This is a genomic window from Enterococcus sp. DIV1094, assembly GCF_017316305.2.
Taxonomy (GTDB): domain Bacteria; phylum Bacillota; class Bacilli; order Lactobacillales; family Enterococcaceae; genus Enterococcus_B; species Enterococcus_B mangumiae.
Genome location: NZ_CP147250.1, coordinates 3,202,730 through 3,226,030, shown reverse-complemented (window position 1 = coordinate 3,226,030; position 23,301 = coordinate 3,202,730). Strand labels below are relative to the sequence as shown.

At 40.2% G+C, this 23,301-nt stretch carries 17 protein-coding genes; 15 read left to right on the top strand and 2 right to left on the bottom strand.

Annotation, left to right across the window (positions count from 1 at the left end):
- Positions 1-70 precede the first annotated feature (70 nt).
- The 13 genes from chvE to DOK79_RS15195 all read left to right on the top strand — a co-directional run bounded on the left by chvE (position 71) and on the right by DOK79_RS15195 (position 15,795).
- Positions 71-1,162 carry a multiple monosaccharide ABC transporter substrate-binding protein gene (chvE, locus tag DOK79_RS15255; RefSeq protein WP_206859192.1) on the top strand — a complete coding sequence of 364 codons (1,092 nt, stop codon included), beginning with the start codon at positions 71-73 and terminating at the stop codon, positions 1,160-1,162.
- A gap of 184 nt (positions 1,163-1,346) precedes the next feature.
- Entirely contained in the window at positions 1,347-2,879 is a 1,533-nt protein-coding gene (mmsA, locus tag DOK79_RS15250; protein ID WP_206859190.1) for a multiple monosaccharide ABC transporter ATP-binding protein, read from the top strand.
- A complete protein-coding gene (gene mmsB, locus DOK79_RS15245; RefSeq protein ID WP_206859186.1) occupies positions 2,879-4,081 on the top strand; it encodes a multiple monosaccharide ABC transporter permease in 1,203 nt (400 codons plus the stop codon). Before mmsA ends, mmsB begins: the two co-directional genes overlap by 1 nt.
- Positions 4,082-4,093: 12 nt before the next feature.
- Positions 4,094-4,417 carry a PTS sugar transporter subunit IIB gene (locus DOK79_RS15240; protein ID WP_206859185.1) on the top strand — a complete coding sequence of 108 codons (324 nt, stop codon included), beginning with the start codon at positions 4,094-4,096 and terminating at the stop codon, positions 4,415-4,417.
- A gap of 192 nt (positions 4,418-4,609) precedes the next feature.
- Positions 4,610-5,692: a GntR family transcriptional regulator gene (locus DOK79_RS15235; protein WP_206859184.1), complete on the top strand. Its 1,083-nt coding sequence runs from the start codon at positions 4,610-4,612 to the stop codon at positions 5,690-5,692.
- 282 nt (positions 5,693-5,974) lie between these two features.
- A complete protein-coding gene (locus tag DOK79_RS15230; RefSeq protein ID WP_206859207.1) occupies positions 5,975-7,600 on the top strand; it encodes an FGGY-family carbohydrate kinase in 1,626 nt (541 codons plus the stop codon).
- Complete coding sequence (locus DOK79_RS15225; RefSeq protein WP_206859182.1) at positions 7,594-8,295, top strand: L-ribulose-5-phosphate 4-epimerase; 702 nt, start codon at positions 7,594-7,596, stop codon at positions 8,293-8,295. The genes DOK79_RS15230 and DOK79_RS15225 overlap by 7 nt, the downstream gene beginning before the upstream one ends.
- 21 nt (positions 8,296-8,316) lie before the next feature.
- Positions 8,317-9,741: an L-arabinose isomerase gene (gene araA, locus DOK79_RS15220; RefSeq protein WP_206859179.1), complete on the top strand. Its 1,425-nt coding sequence runs from the start codon at positions 8,317-8,319 to the stop codon at positions 9,739-9,741.
- Positions 9,742-10,303: 562 nt separating this feature from the next.
- Positions 10,304-13,180 carry a lectin-like domain-containing protein gene (locus DOK79_RS15215; RefSeq protein WP_206859177.1) on the top strand — a complete coding sequence of 959 codons (2,877 nt, stop codon included), beginning with the start codon at positions 10,304-10,306 and terminating at the stop codon, positions 13,178-13,180.
- Positions 13,181-13,192: 12 nt separating this feature from the next.
- Entirely contained in the window at positions 13,193-13,498 is a 306-nt protein-coding gene (locus DOK79_RS15210; RefSeq protein WP_206859175.1) for an LPXTG cell wall anchor domain-containing protein, read from the top strand.
- A complete protein-coding gene (locus DOK79_RS15205) occupies positions 13,495-14,055 on the top strand; it encodes a WxL domain-containing protein (RefSeq protein WP_206859173.1) in 561 nt (186 codons plus the stop codon). Before DOK79_RS15210 ends, DOK79_RS15205 begins: the two co-directional genes overlap by 4 nt.
- 23 nt (positions 14,056-14,078) lie before the next feature.
- Entirely contained in the window at positions 14,079-14,654 is a 576-nt protein-coding gene (locus DOK79_RS15200) for a hypothetical protein (RefSeq protein ID WP_206859171.1), read from the top strand.
- Positions 14,655-14,781: 127 nt separating this feature from the next.
- A complete protein-coding gene (locus DOK79_RS15195) occupies positions 14,782-15,795 on the top strand; it encodes a DUF916 and DUF3324 domain-containing protein (RefSeq protein WP_242543350.1) in 1,014 nt (337 codons plus the stop codon).
- Positions 15,796-16,359: 564 nt separating this feature from the next.
- On the opposite strand, the gene DOK79_RS15190 is transcribed toward DOK79_RS15195, so the two are convergent.
- A complete protein-coding gene (locus tag DOK79_RS15190) occupies positions 16,360-17,241 on the bottom strand; it encodes a hypothetical protein (RefSeq protein WP_206859170.1) in 882 nt (293 codons plus the stop codon).
- A gap of 417 nt (positions 17,242-17,658) precedes the next feature.
- Here DOK79_RS15190 and DOK79_RS15185 point away from each other — a divergent pair, with 417 nt between their 5' ends.
- Positions 17,659-20,082: a hypothetical protein gene (locus DOK79_RS15185; protein WP_206859169.1), complete on the top strand. Its 2,424-nt coding sequence runs from the start codon at positions 17,659-17,661 to the stop codon at positions 20,080-20,082.
- A 139-nt stretch (positions 20,083-20,221) separates the two neighbouring features.
- Positions 20,222-21,205 carry a zinc-dependent alcohol dehydrogenase family protein gene (locus tag DOK79_RS15180; protein ID WP_242543349.1) on the top strand — a complete coding sequence of 328 codons (984 nt, stop codon included), beginning with the start codon at positions 20,222-20,224 and terminating at the stop codon, positions 21,203-21,205.
- Between the two features lie 94 nt (positions 21,206-21,299).
- On the opposite strand, the gene DOK79_RS15175 is transcribed toward DOK79_RS15180, so the two are convergent.
- A complete protein-coding gene (locus DOK79_RS15175; RefSeq protein WP_206859168.1) occupies positions 21,300-22,802 on the bottom strand; it encodes a helix-turn-helix domain-containing protein in 1,503 nt (500 codons plus the stop codon).
- Positions 22,803-23,301 lie beyond the last annotated feature (499 nt).

The following is a 23,301-nucleotide window of genomic DNA, read 5'->3' as shown; positions in this document are numbered from 1 at the left end:
AGATAATCAATGAAAGCGTTTTATATAATGAGTAAAATAAAGCCATCAAATAAGTTTTGGAGGGACAAAGATGAAACGAGTTGGGAAAAATTGGTTAGTTGCAATTGTCTTTTTATTGATCTCAGTCACAACATTAGCCGGATGTAGCAATGGAAGTGCAGCCGGGGATGAAAAAGGATTTGTAGGGATCTCGATGCCGACAAAATCTGCGGAGCGTTGGATCGCTGATGGGGATAATATCGTTAAGCAACTAGAAGAAAAAGGGTACAAGACGGATTTGCAATATGGAGAAGATAAAGTAGAAAATCAAGTGGCACAAATCGAAAACATGATTACAAAAGGTGTCGATACGTTAGTCATTGCCTCGATCGATGGATCGGCATTGACCGATGTATTAGAAAAAGCACACCAAGCAGATATCAAAGTCATTGCGTATGACCGTTTATTGATGAACTCCGAATATGTCGATTATTATGCAACTTTCGATAATTTCGGCGTAGGGGTATTACAAGCTTCTTATATCGAAGATAAATTAGGTTTGAAAGATGGTGCAGGACCTTTTACGATCGAGCTATTTGGTGGTTCACCAGATGATAACAATGCACTGATCAACTACAACGGTGTCATGTCCATCCTTCAGCCATATATCGACAGCAAACAATTGACCGTCTCATCAGGACAAACGAAATTCAACCAGATTGCGACACTTCGTTGGGATGGTTCAACTGCGCAAGCCCGGATGGATAACTTATTAAGTGCAAATTATACAGATAAACAATTAGATGCAGTTCTATCACCTTATGATCCAATCAGTTTAGGAATCATTTCCTCCTTAAAAGGAGTGGGATATGGTTCAAGTGATAAACCACTACCGGTGATTACTGGGCAAGATGCGACGATTGCTGGAGTGAAATCGATCATTGCAGGAGAGCAAACGCAAACGATTTTTAAGGATACACGAGTACTAGCTGATAATACAGTAGAAATGATCGAAGCCCTTAACAATGACAAGGAAGTGCCAGTCAACGATGAAGAGACCTACGATAATGGTGTGAAGGTCGTACCAACGTATTTAGCAAATCCTGTTTCTGTTGACAAAGAAAACTACAAACAAGAGTTGATCGATACGGAGTATTACAGTGAGAGTGATTTAGGTCAGTAGCAGCAAATAGGTTCTGGGGCATTCGTCATCTTGTACCCCTGAAACTGAATACACGGTGTTCTAGAAGTAGCTCTTTCAGAAAAAAAGCGTGAAGGACCAGAGATTGGCAGAACAGTTGACGGATTTTCACGCTTGTTTTTCGGAGTCGAGACTTCTGTCACAACCTCGATTAGGAAGTGAAAAAATGGCAGATTATATTTTAGAAATGAAAGAAATCATTAAAGAATTCTCTGGTGTTCGTGCGTTGAACAATGTGAATCTTCGAATCAAACGAGGCGAGATCCATGCACTTTGTGGTGAGAATGGTGCAGGAAAATCAACTCTGATGAATGTGTTGAGTGGTTTGTATCCTTATGGCAGTTATTCGGGAGAGATCACCTATGACGGTGAGGTATGCCAATTCAAAAATCTTAGAGACAGTGAATCAAAGGGGATCGTGATCATTCATCAAGAATTAGCCTTGAGTCCGTATTTGTCGATCAAAGAAAACATCTTTTTAGGAAATGAACAAACAAAGCATGGTGTCATCGATTGGAATCTGACTGAACGAAAAACCGAAAATCTATTAAAAACAGTGGGACTGAAAGTCGATCCGAATACATTGGTCTCACAAATCGGTGTGGGACATCAACAGTTGGTGGAGATTGCGAAAGCTTTTTCCAAAAATGTTCGTTTGCTCATATTAGATGAACCAACAGCCGCACTGAATGAAGAAGAAAGTGCCAATCTTTTGGCATTGATCAAGGAGTTTCGTAATCAAGGGATCACGTCGATCATTATTTCTCACAAATTAAATGAGATCGTAGCAGTAGCTGACCGAATCACGATCTTGCGAGATGGTCAAACGATCGAAACATTAGAAAACGATGCGATCAGTGAAGAGCGGATCATAAAAGGCATGGTTGGTCGGGATTTAACAAATCGCTATCCTGATCGTCATCCCAAGATTGGAGAGGTCTATTTTGAAGTAAAAGATTGGACCGTACATCATCCGTTGACAACTGACCGAATCGTCAACGATCACATCGATTTTTCGATCCGAAGAGGAGAGATCGTAGGTATTGCCGGATTGATGGGCGCTGGTCGAACTGAATTTGCCATGAGTATTTTTGGGCGATCATATGGGAGCAATATCAGTGGCAAGATATTGAAAGATGGCAAAGAACTGGTCATCAAAGATGTCTCTCAAGCAATCGAGCATGGACTTGCGTATGTATCTGAAGATCGTAAGTCTGTAGGATTGAATCTTTTGATGGATATTAGAGAAAATACAACGATTGCCAGCCTCAAAAAAATCAGTCGAAGTGGCATCTTGGATCAAGAAAAAGAAGTCATCGAAGCAGAAAACTTTCGTAAAAAGATGCGGACAAAAGCGACGAATGTGTTCCAAAACGTCGGTAGTTTAAGCGGTGGGAATCAACAAAAAGTCGTTTTAGCCAAGTGGTTGATGACCGAACCGGAAATTTTATTTCTGGATGAACCGACTCGTGGGATCGATGTTGGCGCAAAATATGAAATCTACACGATCATCGAAGAAATGGCCGCCTTAGGAAAGTGTGTTTGCATCATTTCTTCTGAGTTGCCTGAGATCATCGGGATGTGTGATCGAATCTATACGATGAATGAAGGGAAAATGACAGGGGAAGTGCTTCGAGAAGAGGCGAATCAGGAATTATTGATGAACCTGATGACAAAAGAAGAGGAGGCAGTCGGGTAATGGAGAATGTCACGAAAAAAAGTAAGGAAAAAAGTACTTGGAATGTAAAAGAAAAGATATTAGATATCTTTAGTAAGTATAGTATGGTCATTATCTTGGTTGCTTTATTGATTGCTTTTCAATTGATGACTGGCGGCATCTTTTTAAGACCGCTGAATATAACGAACATCGTGTTACAAAACAGCCATATTTTGATTTTAGCTGCGGGAATGCTTCTGGTCGTTCTTTTAGGATATGTCGATCTATCTGTCGGTTCAGTCATGGCATTTGTAGGGGCAATGGCTGGTATGCTGATGGTCAATAACAACATCAGTCCTTGGTTGGCTATTCCTTTATGCTTGTTAGTCGGTGGGGTGATTGGGGCATGGCAGGGATTTTGGGTCGCTTATGTAGGGATTCCAGCTTTTATTGTTACACTTGCCGGGTTATTGATGTTTCGTGGACTGACACAAGTTGTGTTAGGCGGACAATCGTTAGCGCCATTTCCTGGAGGATTCCAAAAAATCTCAACAGGCTACTTGCCAGATGTGTTTGGTGTTCCTGGGATGCATCTTTTGACTTTGATTTTAGGTGTCGTGTTGGCAGTCAGCTTAGTTTTTGCGCAGTGGCGTGCTAGAGCGAGAAGAAAAGAAAATCTATTTGACGTACCATCGATGAACGCATTTTTGATCAAAGCGGCATTGACGATCGTTCTTGTCTTAGGACTTAGTTATATTTTTGCCTCTTATCAAGGATTTCCAGTGATCTTGATCATTTTAGGAGTGATCGTTGGTGTATATGGCTTTTTGACTAATCGAACAGTTGCTGGGCGACAAATCTATGCAACCGGTGGTAATTTGAAAGCTGCTCAATTATCTGGAATAAAGACAAAAAAAATCACTTTTTGGGTATTTGTGAATATGGGTGTGATGGCTGCCTTGGCTGGATTGATTTTAGCGGCGCGCTTAAATGCTGCTACGCCACAGGCAGGAACTTCACTTGAATTAGATGCGATGGCTTCTGTCTACTTCGGCGGGGCTTCTACTTCAGGAGGAATCGGAACAATCACTGGAGCGATCGTCGGTGGCTTAGTCATGGGTGTATTGAACAATGGGATGTCGATCATGGGTGTCGGCGTAGACTGGCAACAGGCAATCAAAGGATTGATTCTATTGCTAGCAGTCGTATTGGATATTTACAATAAAAAACGCAAGATCTCTTAAGGTGGCGAGTAGATGAAAACAACAGAGGAAAAACGAATATTATTGATTTGTACTGCCGGGATCACCTCAGGATTGTTAGTTAAAAATATCCAAAAGGCAGCAGATGAAGAAGGGATACCTCTTCATGTATATTCTGCTCCAGCAATCGTGGCAGAGCAAGCAATCCAAAATCAACACATTGACGGTTTGATGATCGGACCACAATCTGAATATGAAGTGGCACGATTAAAAGACTTTCTAACGGTGAAAGCTGTTCCGTACAAATTGATCCGTAAAGAAGATTATGAAACATTTGATGGCGAAGCAGTTTTAGCAGATATCTTAAAATTTTTTTGAAAGTAGGTTTGGAAAAATCTGTTGTGAAGAAAGACAGAAAATTTTTTTCAAGCGTGATTTCAGTAACAGTAAAAGCAAACTATGGATGTTTTTTCCGTGTCAATGATCCTTTCCCAAACAAGTTGTGCTACAATAGGATAAAATAATTGTTCGGACAACTTATGTCGGGTCGAAAGGATTGGCAAAGCAACCATGGAAAAGACAAAATATCAAATGATCGCGGATGAAATAAAAGAGAAGATTATTGCACAGATTTTTAAACTAAATGAGCCGATAACGCCTGAACTCCAACTACAAAAAGAGTACCAAGTAAGCCGTCACACGGTAAGACAAGCCATTGCGATACTAGTCAATGAAGGGTATCTGCGTAAAGAGAAAGGTTCAGGTACTTACGTTGACGATGCGTATAAAAAAGTATCGGAAAGTAGAAAAAAACAAAAAACGATTGGTGTGATCACGACTTATCTATCGGATTATATTTTCCCGTCGATCATTCGAGGAATCGAAAAAACGCTGAGTGAGCAAGGATATTCACTTTTGCTGGCAAGTACGAATAATGATCATCAGCAAGAAAAAAACTGCTTGGAAAAAATGCTTCAGTTTGGTGTGGATGGCTTGATCGTAGAGCCAACAAAAAGTAATGAGTACAATCCCAACTTAGCCTTATATGTCCGTTTGAGAGAGCAAGGCATTCCAATGGTCATGATCAATGCAGTGTATGAGGAATTAGCGGTGGCATCTATTTGTGTTGACGATGTAAAAGTTGGCTTTAAAGCGACAGAGTATTTGATCCAACAAGGTCATCAACGGTTGCTATTCGTGACGAAAATCGATGATTTACAAGGAAAGTATCGAATGAAAGGATTTATTCGAGCGTGTGAAGCATATGGTGTCCAATTTTCGCCAGAAGATATTATTACCTACATGACAGATTCTCGTGGGGAAATCGGTGAAAAAGTGCTTAAACAGCTAAAAGAATCAGCTTGTACCGGTCTCATCTGTTACAATGATCAAATTGCCAGTCAATTGCTCGATGAAGTGATCACTAGCGGCTATCAAGTGCCACAACAACTGTCGATCATCGGTAATGATGATTCTTCTTTAAGTCAGGTAGGGCCAGTGAAGCTGACGACTTTAAGTCATCCTAAAGAACAAATGGGGAAAGAAGCCGCGGAATGGATCATCCACACGATTCAAACTGGCAATCCAGAAGAAGATATCATCTATGAACCTCGCTTGGTGATCAGAGATTCGGTAGCTTCAACAAATGAGTGAAGGTTACTGACGTAAACTGAGATCAGACCGAATGGACTGAAAATATTCAGTTAGAACATCGTAACGTTTTGACTACGGACGATTCGATCTTTCAAAAAGGTAAAGAGGGAAAAATCTTCTCTCTTTGCCTTTTTTGTATGCAATGAATGAAATAAACAAGCATAATAAATAAACAAAAAATCATATTTTTGTACGAACAAATAATGTTAAATCTATTGACATGTACGTACATAAAGTTTTATACTGTGGGTATCATATAGAGAGTCCAAGGGGGCGTTTGAAATCGAAACAAAAGAAACTAGGTTGAAACGAAAAGAAGCGATTCAAACTGGGCAAACCGCACTAGGTATCGAGTTAGGTTCGACCAGAATCAAAGCAGTACTGATCGATCACAACTATGAACCAATCGCATCTGGTAGTTATGACTGGGAGAATCAGTTGGAAAATGGGATTTGGACCTATTCGCTTGACGAGATTTGGAAGGGGTTACAAACAAGCTATCAGAAACTAGCCGCAGCTGTATCCGAGGAGTATGATACACCTTTGACCACGATCGGTGCGATCGGTTTTAGTGCAATGATGCATGGTTACTTGGCATTCGACCAAGAGGATGAATTACTTGTACCGTTTCGTACGTGGCGCAATGCGATCACCGCAGAGGCGGAAGAAAAACTAAGTCAAGCGTTTCAGTATACGATTCCCCAACGTTGGAGCATTGCCCATTTATATCAAGCAATCTTAAATAAAGAAGCTCATGTAAATGATCTTAGTTACTTTACTACTTTGGCGGGATATATCCACTGGCAGTTGACCGGACAAAAAGTATTAGGTGTTGGAGATGCCTCAGGGATGTTTCCAATCGATCCTCAAACGAAAAGGTATGATGCAGAAAAGCTTGCGATTTTTGATCGCTTAGCAAAAACAGAAGGATTCTTACAACCTGTAGAAACACTTCTTCCCGAGATTCGTTTGGCTGGTGAAGTTGCAGGAATGCTGACCGAAAAGGGAGCAAGACTTTTAGATCGATCTGGTCAGTTGGAAGCAGGTATTCCTATTTGTCCGCCTGAAGGAGATGCAGGTACTGGTATGGTGGCGACGAATAGTGTTGGACTACGCACAGGGAACGTGTCAGCCGGAACTTCGGCATTTGCGATGATCGTATTAGACAAAGAGCTAGTCAATGTCCATCCAGAGATCGATCAAGTAACGACACCTGACGGAAGTCCAGTGGCGATGGTGCATACAAATAATTGCTCTTCAGAAATCAACGCATGGGTCAAGATCTTCAAAGAATTCAGTGAGAGTCTTGGCGTGACGATCGACAGCCAACAAATTTACGAGACACTATTTTTGAAAGCGCTACAGGCGGATGCGGACTGCGGAGGGCTACTAAGCTTTGGTTATCATTCAGGAGAAAATATCACAAAAATGGAACAAGGGAGACCGTTGTTCGTTAGACGCCCCGATAGCAAGTTTGATCTTGCGAATTTTATGCGGATGCATCTTTCTAGTGCATTTGGCGCCATGCGTCTAGGAATGGAGATCCTTAAATCTGAACAAATCACGATCGATCGTTTAGTTGCCCACGGAGGAATTTTTAAAACGCCAAAAGCGGCTCAAACAATTTTAGCTTCAGCGATGGAAGCACCTGTCACAGTTATGGAAACAGCTGGAGAAGGCGGTGCTTGGGGAATCGCCCTATTAGCAGCATATCTGCAAAAAGCAGAAACGATGTCGTTGGAAGAATTTTTAGCACAGCATGTATTTTTAAATAGTGAAGGCATAACGATCAAACCGACAGAGGCAGATTTAAAGGGGTATGAACGATTTATTGCGTTGTATGAAAAAGGATTGCCGATTGAAGCCTCTGCCATCGTATCAATGGAAGAAGGAGTGAAGAAATGTTAGAAAGTCTGAAAGAATCGGTTTACCAAGCTAATTTGGCTCTACCAAAACAAGGATTGATCAAGTATACATGGGGAAATGTCAGTGCGTTTGATCGTGAAACCGGGTATTTCGTCATCAAGCCTAGTGGCGTGAGCTATGAAGAAATGAAAGCAGAAGATATGGTCGTGGTCGATTTGGATAATCGAGTCATTGAGGGTGAATTGAATCCTTCCTCCGATACACCGACCCACGCAGTTCTTTACAAACAATTTCCTGAAATCGGTGGCATCTGTCATACTCATTCGACATGGGCGACGATTTGGGCGCAAGCAGGTATTGATTTACCGGCAATGGGAACGACTCATGCGGATACTTTTTATGGAAGTGTTCCTTGTGCCAGATTTTTAACGCAAGCCGAAATCGATAGTGGCTATGAACACGAAACCGGTAATGTGATCATTGAAACATTTGAACAGCGAAACATCGACATCATGGCGATCCCAGGCGTTTTATTACATGGTCATGGACCGTTTACTTGGGGCAAAGATGCCTCTCAAGCAGTGATGAATGCAGTGGTCTTAGATGAAGTGGCAAAAATGAACTTGTTTACTCGCCAGCTGAATAGTTTTTCAGAAGCTTTGCCACAACGAATATTGGATAAACATTATTTACGGAAACACGGTAAAGATGCATATTATGGGCAAAAAAATAAATAAAAAAGCAGAGGAGTAAAAAGTATGTTATCGATCAGTAAAAAAGAATTTTGGTTTGTCGTAGGGTCACAACATCTCTACGGAGAAGAAGCGTTAGCGCAGGTCAAAAAGAATGCGGAGACGATCGTCACTGCACTGAATGATCAACAAACGTTACCTTACCCGATCATACTAAAAGAATTAGCAGTGACTGCGGACACGATCACCTCGATCATGAAAGAAGCAAATTACCAAGAGCAAGTAGCGGGTGTGATCACTTGGATGCACACGTTCTCCCCAGCAAAAATGTGGATTCGTGGTACTCAACTATTACAAAAACCACTGTTACATTTAGCTACTCAATTTAATGAAAGTATTCCATGGGAAACCATCGATATGGATTTTATGAACTTGAATCAAGCGGCACATGGGGATCGGGAATATGGATTTATCAATGCGCGCCTCAATAAGAAAAATGAGATCGTAGTAGGTCACTGGCAATCTGAAGAGGTTCAACGAAAAATCTCGGATTGGATGAATGTGGCTGTGGCTTATAATGAAAGCTTTTCGATCAAGGTCGCTCGTTTTGGTGACAATATGCGTAACGTGGCTGTGACTGAAGGAGACAAAGTAGAAGCGCAGATCCAATTTGGCTGGGTAGTCGATTATTATGGGATCGGTGACTTGGTCCAAGTGATTGATGCGGTCACTGAAGAAGAGGTCGAGACATTATTTGAAGAATACAAAAAGCTTTATGAATTTGATTATGCTGATTATGACAATGAGACATGGGAAGCGCATGTCAAAGTGCAAGCGAAACAAGAAATCGGCATCAGACGTTTCTTGGAAGCGGGCAATTACAATGCCTTTACAACCAACTTTGAAGACCTTTACGGTATGCAGCAATTGCCTGGTTTAGCTGTTCAACGATTGATGGCAGAAGGGTATGGATTTGCTGGAGAAGGCGATTGGAAAACAGCCGCTTTAGATCGTTTACTAAAAATCATGGCTCAAAATGAAAATACAGGGTTCATGGAGGACTATACGTATGAATTGACGCCTGGAAAAGAAGCGATCCTACAATCACATATGATGGAAGTTGATCCTACGTTGGCAGTCAATCGACCAAAAATCGTTGTTTCACCATTATCAATGGGTGATCGAGAAGATCCGGCTCGTCTTGTCTTTGATGGTAAAGCCGGCGATGGCGTGGTAGTGTCTATGGCGGATTTTGGCACACATTACAAATTATTGATCAACGAGGTTGAAGCATTCGAACCAACGGAAGATGCGCCACATCTGCCAGTCGCACGAGTACTATGGAAAGTCAAACCGAATTTCCACGAGGGTGTCGGTGCGTGGATCCGAACAGGCGGTGGCCACCATACGGTCGTGTCATTGAACCTCACTACGGAGCAAATCCAAACATGGGCTCGCTTAGTTGATCTAGAAGATATTGTAATCAAATAGTTTAACGATTGAAGAAAAAAGTCCGTTGAACTAGAAAAAAACGTAGGTGTCTGGCATTTACATTGAAATAAATAATTGAACCACTAGAATTGACTCATTCATTTAGTCTTTCTAGTGGTTTTTTTTGATGGATCAAAATAATAGATGATCGATGTTTTTGTTCTCGGCATGATGTGGAACTAGAACATTTATTCAATTTATTTTTGAGGATACTTGAATAAATTTTTTTGAGAATGAGCTTTTCCTTGTATATTATGCAAATATTATCGAATTACATCACGTTATAAGCATAAAAATACAATTCAAAAATAAAGTGTGTTATCCTTCTGTTGTAATCATAAGTTTTTTAAATCAAGTATTCTATTTACATATTTTTACCTAAAAAAATAGTCTCCCCTTTATTTCTACATAACAGTTTTTGACCTGGCTTACCTTTGTTAATATTTTATTAGAAATGCTTATCAATCAAATGCTGTTGATGGAATTTTGCGATAAAAAATAATGACTGTCTGACAGTCTTCGTCATCTAAGCGAAAGTTGTTTGGATAAAGGAGGAAACTTTATGGAAATACTGAAAAACCAAAAGAGGATTTCGAGGCTTTTTTGTACATCGTTAGTGCTTTTTTTCTTATTCATATTTGGAGGCGTTTACTCCCCTACTTTCGCGGATACGGAACAAAGTTACTCCACGAAACCGTTAGCGCAAAATGAAGAAGTCGCACTTTATCTTGAAGAGACAACTAAAGGTATACAGTTTCGCGTAGAAAAAAGTGTACCAGAAACGTTGCAATTTGAGGTTACTCTCCTTGATGAAAAAGGAACGAGGATGCCGCTTTTCGTAGATGAAGCACCATTGTCGGAAAAGCAGTTACTCACAGAAGATCAAGTTGCTTCGCTGTACTTTACAAAGACGGCTGAACCTTTACGACTGTTTATCAAGTATAAGACCATAGATCAATCCTTTAAGGACTTGACACCGCAAGAAGGACAACTATTTCAGTTAGCTCAACAGGAAGCTGACACCGAATCAAATGATACCGAAACTGACCAAACGGAAACAACGAGTAGTAGCACGCAAGAAAGTAAACCAACTGAAGAGAGTCAAGTAAATGAAGAGTCGCAAACAGCTGTAAGTGAATCACAAGCAGAGGAAGAGCAACCCGAGACTTCTTCGGAACGGCAATCTTTTGCAAGAGCAGCTTTAGCTCGTGCGACCGGTACTGGTTCTCAGTATGTCCCACCTGGTGCGATTCCTATCAGTGGCGCATTTGCAGCTCCGAATGGTGGGGCGGTGGTATCGAATGTCACGAATACGAATGATAATGGCGGGAAACCTTTCTCACAAATTTCTCTTTCAGGTAGTAATAACTGGACATCGATTTGGTCGAATGATGCCTATCGATTAGATTTTACAAAATCATTTTCACAACGTGTGTATGTCAATTTTGGGACGCAGCAAGCAGATGGCGTCGCCTTCGTGATGCATAATGACGCTCGAAAAACAACTGCTTTAACGAGTTCTCGAGCGGTAGGTGTCGATGGACAGAACTTGGGTGTCTATGGTGCGACCGGTGGATATTATGAATTGTTAGCGCAACGAACCCCTGAGACAACCGCAATCAAAAACTCTGTTGCTGTTGAATTTGATATGTACGCCAATGATGCAGTGACTGGTAGAACTCGTTATGATGCGCAGATACCTGCTGGAAGTACCCCTCACATGGCTTATACGTTTCCAGGAAATTTGAGTCGAACGTATCAGCCCGTGAATGGCCTGAATGCAGATCTAGGTCCGAATGATTGGTTTACTTTGACGATCGCCAATTCGGGTCGGATCAAACATAATAGCTTGATCCCACTAAATGGGGCAGTCAGCACCAATGTACAAGATGGTACGTGGTATGAGTTCAATTACAATTTTGACAGTACTACCCGTAATTTTACCTATTCTTTCAGAAATCCGGTAAATGGCACAAAAACAGCTGACACGACGATCCCTTGGGCAGATTTGAATTCAGAATTGCAATTATCAGCTAATAATAATCGTGCCTATTGGGGATTTACAGCGGCGAATGGTGCTGTTTCTGGGCAAGTACGTTTCGCTTTTACTCAACCGCCCATACCAATTGGCGCCTCTGTGACAAGCCAAGTATTGGACAGTGCCAATAATTCTGTGACTGTCCCAAGTACGGATACGAGTAAAAGTAAGTACCTGATTAGTGAGCAGCCAGCAAAGATCCAATCAACAATCAAGGTCAGTGCTGGAGAAGCTGCATTGAATGCGACGAGATGGACGACGGTTCTTGATGCAAAAGCCATCAATTTAGCCACGAATGCAAGTTTGACACCTACTATCACAAAGACAACTGCCGCCGGTGTGACGACAACGATTGCACCAGCTAACTTATCGACAGTCGTCACCAACAATGCAACGACTGGTGTGATCAACGTAATAACAACGATTGCCAATAATGCCATCAATCTGAATCCAGGTGATTCTGCGACACTCAGCTATTCTGCACCAACCAAAACACTCTCCGCGGATGTCTTGACGAGTTATGGAGGGGCAGTGTTAGCCAATCCAGTAGGGACTACGCCGAATGATACAACAAATGTCACTTACTATGGAGATACAGTCTATTATTGGGTTCGTAAAACCGATCAGTTCACTTCGCTTTCTTGGGAAAATGTCAATACTGTGACAAATTTTAGTGAAACATTGGATATCTCATCCAATCGTGATCCGGGTTATAAGAAAACATTTTATTGGAAAGATTTGGATACAGGCGATAAGTTGAGCTTTAAGGTCAGAAAAGGAACGAGTTATTTAACGGATGTGCCAATAGCCGATGTCACGACGAACGGTTCAACAGGATTTAACGCAAATACACAATTAACGATTCCTACAAAATATTTTGATTATGGTGATAACCGTTTCGTGATCGAAGTTTACTCTTCAGGGAAACTGACGAAACCAGAGGAACCAGCGGCTTCATTGAATCTAACAGTTACTTACACTGGAGAATTAAGACTTGATAAAGTACCAACTAATTTAAAATGGACGAGTCGAACCGTTCGGCAAAGTAAAGGCATACTGGCTCGTGATGCGGGGAATCAAATGGATCTGAAAGTATGGGATTCGAGAGATCCACGAACAACGAAAGATTGGTCGATCGGTCTTTCCATTGTGAGTGGGACGAACGCGCCGTTCTCCTTCGTCTGGAAAACTAGTCCAACGAGTGAAGCACAAAAATTAAGCACATCGCCTATCAAAGTGTTCGATTCTCGCGGTGTGGCACCTAGTGGTTATGAATACACGATGAGTATGGATGAAAATACAGGTATTTTACTGAATAGTCCAAATCTCCTATCTGTCGGAGACTATAGTGGACGAGCGACAGCCAGTTGGAAGCTTTATAACACCGCTACGATCGAATAAGGAGGCGATGAGATGCACCGAATAACTACAACTCTTTTGTTACTGCTGAGTTTTGTTCTGTTAACTGGCTTTATGCGGACGGTTCCTGTATTTGCAGATGAGATCGTCGCATCGGATCAGCAAGAAATCCAGTTTGAATTATATGAAAAAGACGAAGTGGTGCCCACAGGAAATGATGGATCAGGTAATGCCATCTCGCAAATTGGTGGAATGCTTCCTAAAACAGGTAGTTTATTGTATGGAACGTCTGCTTTCCTTGGAACACTACTCATTGGTTTTGTTGGCTTGATGTATCTTTCAAGGAGGCAGAAGAAATGAAGCGTAAAATCAAATGGCTGCTTTTATTTGCCTTACTGCTGGTATTTGCTTCACCTCCAAGGAATCGAGCATCGTCTGTTGATGGGGAGAAAAAATCAGCCATAAAGGTTCAAATCATTGAACCAGAAATTTATCTAAGCGAAGTTATACCGCCAACCTTTAATCGTTACCCAGTCCAACAAACGGACATTGAACGACAGGCTGACCGTGATCTAGTGATCGAAGTGGTGGATAATCGTAGTGGGAAAAATGGTTGGAAACTCGACTATTCATTATCTGCTTTTAAAAATGAGCAGGAATATGCAGCAAAGCTCTCCATGAAAAATGGCCGTTTGACTGCGGAAGGGCCAACCGATTATCAAGTTAATGATATTGAGGATATCGGTAATGGCGAAACGCAAGAGCTCGTCAAAGTAAACCAAGGAACGAAACAAACGTATCGATTGGTCATCCCAAAAGAAAATATCTTGTTACACGTTCCTGCCAATAGCCCAAGTGGCACCTATAAAGCGATACAGACGGTCAACCTCGTAAATGTGGTTGCCGATGTAGATTAATTGAAAATCAAGGAGGAATAAAAATGAACCATAAAACAAAAACATTAAGTGCAGTATTCGCAGGGTTGATTTTAGTAAATATTGGAGGAGTAGCCACATTCGCAGCAGAAGTCCCTGGACAAACTGGGAATACCCCAACGACAGTGACGATCACCGATGCTACTTCAGGGGATTTAAGACTCGATGCCGTTCCAGCAAGTTATGCGTTTGAAACGGAAATTGAAAATAGCACGTACTCTCTTAGTACAGGAACGATCGGTACGCCTGGAAATATCGTTGTTTCAAATGATAGCATCGCTCAAGGATGGTCAGTAAGAGCAACTGTTGCCAACAACCAATTGACACGTGCAGCTGCGCCAGCAACATTTGATGTAAATTCATTTCAAATCAACGGCGCACAATTAGTTGGAACAGGTGCAACTGGGATTGTCGCTCGATCAGCTGCAACACCAGATGCTGGTAATAACACTGGGCAAATCACCACACCTGTGACAACGATCGCGATTGGTTTTACCGATCCAACCAATGTCTTACAAGTAAATAATGTCTTGAACGGTACGATCAATTATCAATTGTACAATACGGTAGATGCTTCTTGATCTGTCTGATTGTGAGCGAAGGTTGAAGCAATCGCTTTTGTCGATTGCTTCAATTCTTTCTATCCGCTTTTTTCGCATAAAAAGATCATGTAAAAAAAGGAAACGAATCGATAAATGAGGTGTAGTGATGAGAAAAATTAGTTTAGTCATTTGTTTCTTGTTTGCTTTTTGCTTTCCCTTAGTCGCTGAGGCAGAAACAGAGACGGATGCAGAAGTGGGCTTTCATATCAAAGCAATTATTCCCGATAATCAAGTCGATAAAAAATTAACTTATTTTGATCTACGTTTAGAATCTGGTCAAAAACAAACAATCAAGTTTCTTATAGAGAATACATCGAATGAAGAGTCGACTTATAAAATCTCAGTAAATCAAGCGTACACGAATGACCAAGGGTTTATTGATTACACGCAACCAGCGGATAATCAAGAGATACCAGAGGAATTTCAAATAAGCAAGATCGCTAAAGTGCCGGAGAGTATCACTTTAGCGGGTGGCAAGTCACAAGAAGTGAGTATAGATCTCACAATGCCTGAAAAAGAATTCGACGGTCAAATCTTGTCAGCGATCCATGTCATGAAAGAAGGACAAGCTGAACAAGAGGGTCAAATCGTCAATAATTATGGCTATGTTTTAGGATTGAAACTAACGAATAATGAGAATGAAGTACAAAGAAAGCTTGAACTGGAAGACATCGAACCAGCGATTTCATTTGGAAAAACAAGTGTTGTAGCAACGTTGAAGAATCCAACAATGGATGCAATCGGTCATTTGAAATATAATGCTGAAGTGAAAAATGCAGCGGGGGAAACAGTAAAAGAAGTATCCTACGACAAAGATATGCAAATGGCCCCCTTATCAACGTATCGATTTGCGATCGACTGGGACAATGAACGTTTAGAAGCAGGAGATTATTCTTTGCATTTGACAGTCGCTGATGCAAAAGACAATGAGTGGGAATTTGATCGCGAGTTTACGATCAGTGAAAATGAAGCGAAAGAAGTGAATAAGGTAGCGATCACTGAAGTCAATCAACAATCGATCCCAACTTGGGTATATGTAGTTGTCGGTGTGTTACTTGGAATAATCATTCTCTTGCTGATCTATTTTCTATTCATACGTAATAAGAAAAAAGAAGAATAATCAAAAGGGGTTGTGATCCTTATGTTAACACGAGTCTTAGCATAGGGATCACAATCTCTTTTCTGTTAATTAGCGTTTCTTATAGAAATAGTACAGCACACTGATGAAAAAAATCACAGACATCAGTAGGCCGATTTCATAATAAAGAAACACCCGCACAGAGTCATAAAAGTAATACGCCATGATTTTTACGATAAAGTAAATCACAGGGCACGCAGCTAAAAAAATCAAAAAGGTGCGCTTAGTTATTTTAAAGAAATAAAAGAATGCTAGCGCGGCAATGCTAAAAGGGAACCAAAATAAAAACTTACTTAATTGGACCAACGTCATTCACTCCTCTATCATCTTTATAACCAAATAATACCGTTTTTTTGTTATTTTTAAAACTGATAATAGTATCATAACAAAATATTTTTTTTAGTTAAAATTCAAAAATAAGGAGTTTTTATCAAAAAAAGCTTGATTTATAGTGTTTAGTGATATGTTGAGCATGTAGAACGTTCGTTTTTTAATAACGATAAAAAATCTGATATTTCGTTCGTTTGTTATATATCGACCATTCTTTTAAAAAGGTATTTCCGAGTTCGATTGCAGAAATTGTAAAATTATTTCGGTGATCCACGGACAGTCTTGCCGGCGGGAACTAAACGGTTGATAGCCGTTATAGCGATAGATATATTCGTTTTTCCAACCGTTTGTTTTTGTTTGTTTCATTTTGAGTAACTCGATCAGTGGTTTTAATGCCTCTTTATCGAGTTCTTTGCGATGAGAAGCAATGTAGACAAGATCTGTCAGAGACAAAACATAGCCTTGTGGAAACATATTTTCTGTAATATGCGCAGAGATGGGTTGCTCATTTGATAACCGTTTGAACCATTGGTGTTTTTGCATATAGGTTATACCTTCATCGATCATCTGATTGACTTTAAGGTCAGCTGGATCAACTACTTTCTGGTAAGTGATCAATGCACGAATACTCTTCCCGATACCGATGTAGCAAGGTGTTTTTCTCAAACAACCACCATGTTGACAAATCCCCCGTCCTGTCCAAGTCGTTGTTTGGTTTCGTTCAAATAATTGGTAGTTTTTGATCCACATCAGCGCTCGCTGTGCCGCAGGTGTCTGTCCTAACCCCAGACGAACATAAGCTTCCAGTAGCATTGCATTGTAACAAGGGACGATATCTTCTGCTTTGCCAGTATAGGAAAAGCCATCATTTGTCGCAAGATGGTCATCAACGTATTGGATCAGTGACTGAGTAACTGGCAATTGGTTTGCGTAAGGAATTTCCGCCAAACCGATCAAAGCAAAAATCTTTCCTAAGGCAGATAGATTTTCTTGTTGTTCATACTTTTTGACGATCGACGACTGTTCAAGGTAGCTCATTGGCTCATCGATAGGTTCTTGTTGGTCGATTTTTCTTTTTAATAGATAGGCTGTATCCATAAGTGTGGACCTCCTTCAACTGCTTGTTGTGAATAGTTGGTAAGGGTTTCATTTATCAAGTATATCATCAAACGAACGATCCGTAATGTCCAAGTCGTATTTCCTTATGCGAGAACGTTCAATTTGTTTTTTTTAATCAGTAAGAAAATTTAAGATACTGAAAGAATTCTAATAATCTGATGTTCTTTTTATAACGAGAAATAAAGATGAGGGTTTTTTATTTTATAGTGTTAATTTATTTCTGTAATTGGAAATAAAAAGCACAATACAGACGATAATAGATGTTATTATTTTGGTGTAAAGAAATGATACTTGTTATTTCTTTGTAGAAAGCGCCAATATGAGGGGGCTATGATTAGATAAAATATCTATACATAGAAATTGTTGCGTTAAATTTTTAGGAGGATGATCTACATTATGAAAAAAAGGAAAACAATGTGTCAGTTGATGTTGCTCGGACTTTCTGTGTCGACGATGATGGTACCATTTTCCAATGTGTCAGCAACCATGTTATCAGTAGAAAAGCATAAGGAGGCAGATCCGGTAAGTACGAGTGAACTAAACAACTCATTACTAAACTCGATCACTTCCGCCCAAGAACAAATCAATAGCTTAGAACAAAAGTATGAGTTAGTTGTAAAAGATGCGATTGTTTTGCCTGAAAAAACAGATCATATGTCACTCTTGATTGCCGCAGATGCGAAAGTCATTGATGAAGAGGGGGAACCATTAAGTGGTTTTACACCTTATGTCATAGAAACAAACGTTGAAGCAAAACCGGGGGTATACCAACTGACCATTGGCTTAAAAGAAGATGCCAGTGTGGAGAAAACCGTAAAAGTCACAGTTTTGACGGATAAAGAAGAACCAAAATATTCGATTATAGCAGATAATGTGACGGTCTTAGTTGGTCAGACGGATACAGATTTCATCTTGAAATCTGCAGGTGCCTATGCACGAAACGAAAAAGGTGAAAGATTCGAGGTTATCGTAAAAAACTCTACCGTTGAAAATCAAGTAGGTGAATACGAGATGACCCTAGGAATCAATCAAGATGCTCGTGTGGAACGAACGATCAAAGTCACTGTCACAGATAAAGAAAATTACACATTCAGTGCGCAAGATGCTTATGTCATGGTGGGCCAAACAGATGATGCATCGATCATTGCAGCAGCAAACGTAACGATCACGAATCATCGCGGCGAACCAGCAGATGCAAAAGCAGTGATCAAGTCATCTACTGTCCAAGATAGTCCGGGAGTCTATCAGGCAACGATTTCTGTGGATAAAGATCTAAGTCTTGAAAAAACGATCACTGTCACTGTCATGCAAGATAATGGTGGAACAACAGGTATTTATGATTTCCAATTGCTTGCTGAAGATGCGACAGTCAATGTTGGTCAAACCGATGAACAATCGTTGATCGAGGCAACAGGAGCTTTTGCCATTGATGGTACAACAGGAAAAATTGGAAGAGTGATCGTTAAACAGTCGACCGTCCAAGACAAGCCTGGAGAGTATGAAATCACATTTGGGGTCGCCCAAGATGCTTCTGTCGAAAAAACGGTGAAGATCACTGTACAAGATCCAGAAAATCAATCAAAGTATCGATTGAAAGTAAAGGAAACACAAATCACTCTACAAGTTGGACAAACGGATGAAGCAGTAATTCTTTGGACGAGTGGTGCTGAGGTCGTGGATCAAAACGGGTTCTTATCTTACGAAGCTCATCCAATCATCAAATCATCTACTGTTGAGAATAAAGCGGGGGTTTATGAAGCAACGATCGCGGTCGATAAAGATCAATCGATTGAGCAGACGATCCAAGTAACAGTCATCGGTGAGAGCACGACCGAACCAGAAGTGTCCTATGAACTTTACGCCAATGATGGATTTACTACGGTTGGACGAACAGATGACCGTTCCATCATCGAAGCAACAAAAGCAGTCGCATATGATAGTCAAGGGCGAGAGGTATCTGTTATTGTCAAAAATTCAACGATCAAAGACGAAGCTGGCGTTTACCAAGTGACTTTAGGTATCAGCCAAGATACTTCTATCGAAAAGACAGTCAATGTAACGGTTGAGGGCGCTGAAACTGAACAGCCGAGTTCTGATTACTTATTGTTAGCAGACGATGCCGAAGTACCAGTTGGTCAAATTGATGATAACTCTCTTCTTATAGCAACAAATGCTTTTGTATTCAACCAGACATTAGGAAAGCAAATCGAGCCAATCATCAAAAGCAGTACAGTCCAAGATATTCCTGGAGAATATGAAGTGACGATTGGTATCGCACAAGAGGATCATGTGGAAAAAACAGTGAAAATCAAAGTGGTGGGTGAATCTCTACCGCAACAGGAATATCTTTTAAATGCATGGGATGCAGCTGTGACAGTTGGACATACGGATGATCAGACAATCTTAGCGGCAGTCGGGGCCACTGTGACAGATTTTTCTGGTCAACCAGTCGAAGCAAAACCAATCATCAAAGCATCTACAGTCAAAGACGAAGTTGGTTACTATGAAGTAACGATCGGTATCGATAAAGGGGATATCGAGAAAACGGTCCAGGTGATCGTTCGTTCTGAGAATCTGACAGAAGGGTACACATTTCTGGCAGAAGATGCTGTCATTACAGTCGATGAAACAGATGAAGCATCGATCGTCAAAGCGACCAATGCACGAACAGTCTATAGTGATGGCAAAGTTGTAAAAGGTGCAATAATCAAACAAACCAATGTTTTGCCTATTCCTGGAGAATACGAAGTGACACTTATGGGAAATCAGTATGGCCATGGGGAAAAAACTGTCAAGGTAACGGTCGTAGCGGCTGATTGATGACAGATTGATTTTGACAGGAATCATTTTAAGAAATGGAGAAGTTAGGAGGAGCGACATTCGTCACTTCTCCTTCTTTTTGTCGCGAGTAAATGATACACTTGTTAAAAGAAGCTAAAGATCGTTAAAGGAGTAAAATATGAAAAATCGCTGTTTGATTTACCGCGAATTTGGCCTGCCCCATGAGGTAGTCCAGATGGAAGAATACCCACTTGCTTTGAGACCAGGAGAAGTCTTGGTCAAAATGCTGATCGCTCCAATCAATCCTTCTGATTTGATTCCAATCCATGGCGTTTATGCGCATCGCATCGACTTACCACAGATTGCTGGTTATGAAGGTGTTGGTGAAATCGTTCAAGTGACCGATCCACGGGATGAAGCGATGATAGGACAACAAGTCTTGCCATTACGAGCCGCGGGCACTTGGCAAACGTATCACACATCGTCAAAAAATGACTTAATTGTTGTTCCTCACTCGATCGATCGTTTGACTGCTGCTCAAATGTACATCAATCCTGTGACCGCTTGGCTGATCTGCACCAAAGAGTTAAAGTTGAATCATGATGACTATCTTTTGATCAATGCAGGTAATTCTTCGATTAGCAGAATCTTTATCCAGCTCAGCAGAATCCTATCCTTTAAAGTCATTGCAATCGTCCGCCATGAAAAATATCAACAAGAGTTGACTGAATTGGGGGCTGATTTGGTCGTTCTTTGGGATGAAGAAACAGCATTGCATCAAATTTTGACCCATACGAATGGTAAGGGTGTTCGTGCAGCTATCGATCAAGTCGGTGGGAAAAGTGGTGAAATCTTGGCACGAGCGATCCATCCTTATGGGAAGTTCATTGCCATCGGATTGCTATCTGGTCACCAGGTCGATTGGTCGTTTATCCATACATTACCGATCAAAGTCAAGGTTTATCATTTAAGGCATTGGGCGGATTCGGTCTCAAATGAAGAGTGGCAGCAAACTTTTCAACGATTATTCCAGTTGGTTGAACAAAAACAATTGAATCTACTAAGTACAGCACCTATTTACCCAATTTCTGACTATCGTCAAGCGTTACAGATAGCAGAAAGAAAAAAAGAAAAAATCTTCCTAAACTTTGATGTCGAATAAGACGAATACGATAACAAAAAGAGTGACCTGCAATCAATAAGCGGGGCACTCTTTTTCTATAATAGTGGGCATACAGCAATGAATCGTACTTTTTTTATTCGCTTTCTAAATAATTAGGAAGAGACAAATAAGTGATTGTCTCCATCAAAAGGCGCCAATCGGCAATCGTCGGGATATTCGATATCCGATGGATTTGGCAAGTATGTTCATCAATCAAATGTAGATCATAATTGCAAACCACTAGATCGGCTTGATACGTTTCAATTGATTCTTTCGTTACCGCCTGTTCGATTTGAAATTCGACCGTTGAACGTTGCATAAAAAGCGCTTCGATCTCATTCAGGATGTAATCATCTAAAGATGGCGGTCCTTGGATCGTAAACAAGATACGTAAAGGACGATGTGATTGTTTCAATAAAAGTGACGCATGGAACGTCGTCAACGCTGCTGCGAGATAGTCGATATGAACAAACCCGAAAAGAGGATTGTTTTTTAGCGTAGTTAGTTTTTCGTACCATACTTGGTAGATCTCCGGATGACGCTCTTTCATTTGCATCATCATCGTGGGCGAATGTAATTCGTATGTATGACTCATTTTAGAAAGTAAACGAACATTGACCAAGAAAGCTTCCATTTTTTCTAATGAACCATCTTCGATCATTTTTTCTGGAAAAACAGTCGCTAGAAAACGATGGATCGCTTCAATAATATTAGGATTTTCTTCCCGATAAAACGCGTAGGAACGACCGTCATCTAAGTTTTTTTGACGTGTGTACGAAATGCAATGGAGCGAAATCAAATACAACCACATGGTTTCATTTAGTGAGAGTGTTTCATTGGACCGTGAAACATAGTAATCCTGTAACAATCGCTCAAGTGAAGAGAAGCCTTTACTACTCTTGATCAATACTTTGATTCTACGATTCAAGTTACAGAACTTTTTACACTTCCATCGGGCTTTGGCAATCGATAACCATAACGCAGCGCGGAAATGACTGAAATGTAAAAAAGCGAGATCTCTTTTATGCCCTTCTTTGACTAAATACTGTGCATCAAGTTCGCTATCATCATCAATGATCGTACTATCACCAAAGCTGGAATAAAAAGCAAAGAAACAAAAACGGATATCCTCTTCGCTGCCCGATAAAGTCAACGGCCCAGTTGTGATCGTGACATTGAATTCTTTTAAGATATTGTTCATATGGCGGATCGTCTTGAAAATCGTACTTCTAGAGACCATCAATGCTGTCACTAATTCATCAGTTGAGTAAGTGACGTTATGGAGCAGTAGATCCATGAGCTGATAAGTGATCGTTCTCTTTGCCAGTAAGGTGATCATCGTATCGATTGTCAAAGCTTTTTTGTATTGGATCGATAATGCACCTTTTTGATCGATCGTTAGTGAGATGCAATGCGCATCCAATGCTAAGTTGATTGCTTCAATATCTTTTTTGAGCGTGGGTTTCGATTTTTCTAAGTTATCTGAGAGATCATTGATAGTGATTTGATTTACTTTGTTCATATGTACCATATTCAGAATCTGATATTGACGCTTGAACTGATTATCCAGTTGCAAAGTCATAGGTAAATTTTCCATTATTTTGGCTTCCAATCTAATTTTTCTATTTTTTATGTAAGTAAAATCGTACTTTTGATTCAAGGGGAATTTGTGCATATTATAAGTATACAAAAAAAACAACTGTTTGAAATAAAAAATTATTATAATCTGGAAATAAAATGGATTGAGGAAACAAATGTGGTTAAAGTTAGAATAATACATAAACGTTTTTTAAATAATTATGTTATTTAAAATGAAAGTGATCTCTCTGTTTTTTATGAAAAAATGATGATAGAAAATTACGGGGCTTAAAGTTCGTATTTTTTTCTGTTGAAGAAAATAATTGATTGCAACAGAGATTTTGGAGTTTATTTATCCCTGCTATTATATGGTTTTGACAACTTACAAGTGAAAAACGAGTGTTAAATTTTTCTACTTTATAAAAAAAACAAAAATAAAAAATGCGTATATTAATGTTATTATACTAAAGGGAAGTCAAAAACCATAACGTGTTCCTTTGTTATTTATAATTATATTT

Excerpts from the sequence above, each read along its gene's own strand:
- chvE (WP_206859192.1), top strand. The coding sequence starts at position 71 with ATGAAACGAGTTGGGAAAAATTGGTTAGTTGCAATTGTCTTTTTATTG.
- mmsA (WP_206859190.1), top strand. The coding sequence starts at position 1,347 with ATGGCAGATTATATTTTAGAAATGAAAGAAATCATTAAAGAATTCTCT.
- mmsB (WP_206859186.1), top strand. The coding sequence starts at position 2,879 with ATGGAGAATGTCACGAAAAAAAGTAAGGAAAAAAGTACTTGGAATGTA.
- DOK79_RS15240 (WP_206859185.1), top strand. The coding sequence starts at position 4,094 with ATGAAAACAACAGAGGAAAAACGAATATTATTGATTTGTACTGCCGGG.
- DOK79_RS15235 (WP_206859184.1), top strand. The coding sequence starts at position 4,610 with ATGGAAAAGACAAAATATCAAATGATCGCGGATGAAATAAAAGAGAAG.
- DOK79_RS15225 (WP_206859182.1), top strand. The coding sequence starts at position 7,594 with ATGTTAGAAAGTCTGAAAGAATCGGTTTACCAAGCTAATTTGGCTCTA.
- araA (WP_206859179.1), top strand. The coding sequence starts at position 8,317 with ATGTTATCGATCAGTAAAAAAGAATTTTGGTTTGTCGTAGGGTCACAA.
- DOK79_RS15215 (WP_206859177.1), top strand. The coding sequence starts at position 10,304 with ATGGAAATACTGAAAAACCAAAAGAGGATTTCGAGGCTTTTTTGTACA.
- DOK79_RS15210 (WP_206859175.1), top strand. The coding sequence starts at position 13,193 with ATGCACCGAATAACTACAACTCTTTTGTTACTGCTGAGTTTTGTTCTG.
- DOK79_RS15205 (WP_206859173.1), top strand. The coding sequence starts at position 13,495 with ATGAAGCGTAAAATCAAATGGCTGCTTTTATTTGCCTTACTGCTGGTA.
- DOK79_RS15200 (WP_206859171.1), top strand. The coding sequence starts at position 14,079 with ATGAACCATAAAACAAAAACATTAAGTGCAGTATTCGCAGGGTTGATT.
- DOK79_RS15195 (WP_242543350.1), top strand. The coding sequence starts at position 14,782 with ATGAGAAAAATTAGTTTAGTCATTTGTTTCTTGTTTGCTTTTTGCTTT.
- DOK79_RS15190 (WP_206859170.1), bottom strand. The coding sequence starts at position 17,241 with ATGGATACAGCCTATCTATTAAAAAGAAAAATCGACCAACAAGAACCT.
- DOK79_RS15185 (WP_206859169.1), top strand. The coding sequence starts at position 17,659 with ATGAAAAAAAGGAAAACAATGTGTCAGTTGATGTTGCTCGGACTTTCT.
- DOK79_RS15180 (WP_242543349.1), top strand. The coding sequence starts at position 20,222 with ATGAAAAATCGCTGTTTGATTTACCGCGAATTTGGCCTGCCCCATGAG.
- DOK79_RS15175 (WP_206859168.1), bottom strand. The coding sequence starts at position 22,802 with ATGGAAAATTTACCTATGACTTTGCAACTGGATAATCAGTTCAAGCGT.